Here is a 2635-nt window from a genome sequence, read left to right on the forward strand (position 1 = left end):
CGACCTGCATCATGCCGGCATGCATGTGGTAGAGCAGGTGGCAGTGAAAGGCCCAGTCGCCGACATGTTCTGCCGAAACGTCAACGCTCAGCTTTTCTGCGGGTTTGACGACCACGGTATGCTTGCGCGGCTTATGATCTCCTCCTCCGTTGACGAGGTCGAAGAACATCCCATGGAGATGGATCGGGTGTGGCATCATTGTATCGTTGATGAGGGTCAATCGGACACGTTCGCCTTCGCGAAACCGGATGGACTGCGTGACTTCTGAAAACTTCACGCCGTCGAATGACCACATATAGCGTTCCATATTGGAGGTGAGGTGTATGACGACTTCTCTCTGCGGTGATCGGGAGTCGGGATTCGGCTCGAGGCTGCGAAGCTGAGAATAGGTCAGTGTACGGTGCGGCTGATCGGATAATCCAATGCCCGGCTCATCAAGCCGGCTTGAGGGCATGGCCGCAATGTTTGCAACGCCAGGCCCCTTTTTGAGAGGCGCCTCAACACTCGCCAGTTGCGTTGGAGGGCCGTGCGGATCCGGGCCCATACCCGTACGTGGCATATCCCCATGTGTCATGTGATCCATGCTCGACATACCAGACATGTCGGACATGGTGGGCCTGTTTTCCATATCGCTCATGCCGGCCATGCTCTTATGGCTCATGCCCATGTCCTTCATCGTCAGTGATGGGACAGGCCGCAGGTCTGGAATCGCCGCACGCAGGCCGGGTCGAGGGCCGAGGGTGGCGACGGCTTGACCAGAACGGTCAATTGACTCGGCGACGAAGGCGTAGGTCTGATCATCTTCAGGAGCAACGATAACATCATAAGTCTCTGCGACGCCCATCTGGAACTCGTCCGTCTCGATTGGCTGAATATTCAGACCGTCGGATTGCACAACGGTCATTGGAAGACCCGGAATGCGCACATTGAAGAGCGACATGGCTGATGCATTGATAATCCGCAGTCTGACGCGCTCGCCGGGCTGGAACACCATATTGAAATTCTCAGCGGTGGAATGACCGTTTATGAGATAGGTGTAGGTCGGTGCCCCAACGTCTGCGAGATCGCGCGGGGACATACGCATTTTGCCCCACATGGCGCGATCTTCCAGCGTGTCACTGAATCCGTTATTGGCGGCATCCCTCAAAAAGTCGGGAAGGGTCCTGCGCTGGAAGTTCAGGCTTTCGGCATTATTCTTGAGCTTTGCATAAATCCGGTGCGGGTCTGTGAAGGACCAGTCACTGAGCACCAGAACGTATTCCCGGTCGTAGCCGATGGGATCCCTCTCTGACGGTTCGATGATGATCGGGCCATAATGCCCTAGTTGTTCCTGCAGGCCGGAATGGGAATGATACCAGTACGTGCCATTCTGTCGGACCGGAAACTGGTAGCGGAATGTCTTGCCAGGTTTTATGCCTGGAAACGTAACACCCGGTACACCATCCATCTGGAACGGGACAAGCAGGCCGTGCCAATGAACAGACGTGTCTTCCTGAAGCTTGTTGGTGACATTCAACGTCACCGTCTCGCCTTCGCGAAAGCGAAGCAGCGGGCCCGGCAGCTGTCCATTGATGCCGACGGCCTTTCCGGTCTTACCGTTGATGCGTACCGGAAACTCTGCAATCTCCAGATCGAAGGCGGTACCTGAGGCCGAAGTAATTCCCAGGTTTCCGTCACTGGAGGAGCGGGCCCACGCTGGAAGCATACCAGCTACCCCGAGAGCAGCGCCTGCTCCCAGCGTGTAGTGCAGCAGATGTCGTCTTGAAAGCATATCGGTATCCAACAATTCGTGTTGGCTACTGTTACGCATTCGCGCAGCAAGACCCTCAGGTCTGACTCAGTTCGGCTCATTGCCGGAGGACTCTTCGTCGTCGGGGACCAGTGCCTCGATTACTTCGCGAGCGCTGACGCGCCTTATGGCAACAATCTCGGGAACATCTTCATTCGAGTAATCGAAAATGAACTCGACCGGGTCGCCAGGTGCAAATCCGCTGACATCGACATGGTGCGCGACGGAAAAGTTCATCTGCATGATCGGCCAGCCGGTTTCGTTGACCGGAGTGTGAGTGATCTCGATGGTTCGGTTTGCGGAATCCAGCGAAAGGATCGACCCAAAGGCTGGTGCGACCCTCGGGCCGAGCGCGGCTCCGAGTGCATCCGGATCTGCGATCTCTTCCTGTGAAACGGGTGAGGCTGGCGCACAGGACACAAGACCCAGAGGAGCAAGTGCCAGTGATCCGGCGAAAACTGCATATCTGATCATACGGACTTCCCCCTTTGCTTCATCCGGCAATCCTGATCGGTCCGGACCAGAGTGCGATTGAGCTGAGTTCAATACGCACCGCATCCTTCTCTCCCTCATAGCGTCAATCGCCGGGGATTTCCACTTGAGCATTGGCTGGGGCCGGAGAAGCCGGACAGGGAGCTATTGGCGTGCTGCTGTCTGGCATGTGCCTTTGGTTCTCTATCTTTCCTACCATTGGCCATCGATAGAAGTGCTTTTCTAGCTGGTTTCTAGCTGGAACAGGAAAGTGTTCCGTGGCCAAAGCATTGCTGGCTTCTATCTCATTGAAATAATGAAAGAAAAACTGGAGCGGGTGAAGAGAATCGAACTCTCGTCGTCAGCTTGGGAAGC

General features: G+C 55.7%; 2 protein-coding genes. Both read right to left on the reverse strand.

What is annotated here, in order from left to right:
* The coding region (locus HY26_RS17135) for a copper resistance system multicopper oxidase (RefSeq protein WP_112074211.1) at positions 1–1771 on the reverse strand (1771 nt) is incomplete at its 3' end.
* 66 nt (positions 1772–1837) lie between these two features.
* On the reverse strand, positions 1838–2263 hold the full coding sequence (locus tag HY26_RS17140) for a copper-binding protein (RefSeq protein WP_051600085.1): 426 nt from the start codon (positions 2261–2263) through the stop codon (positions 1838–1840).
* Positions 2264–2635: the final 372 nt, after the last annotated feature.

This window comes from Hyphomonas sp. GM-8P (assembly GCF_003263315.1).
Classification (GTDB): Bacteria; Pseudomonadota; Alphaproteobacteria; order Caulobacterales; family Hyphomonadaceae; genus Hyphomonas.

Bases quoted from the DNA above. Each gene is read 5' to 3' on its own strand.
- HY26_RS17140 (WP_051600085.1), bottom strand. From the start codon at position 2,263: ATGATCAGATATGCAGTTTTCGCCGGATCACTGGCACTTGCTCCTCTG.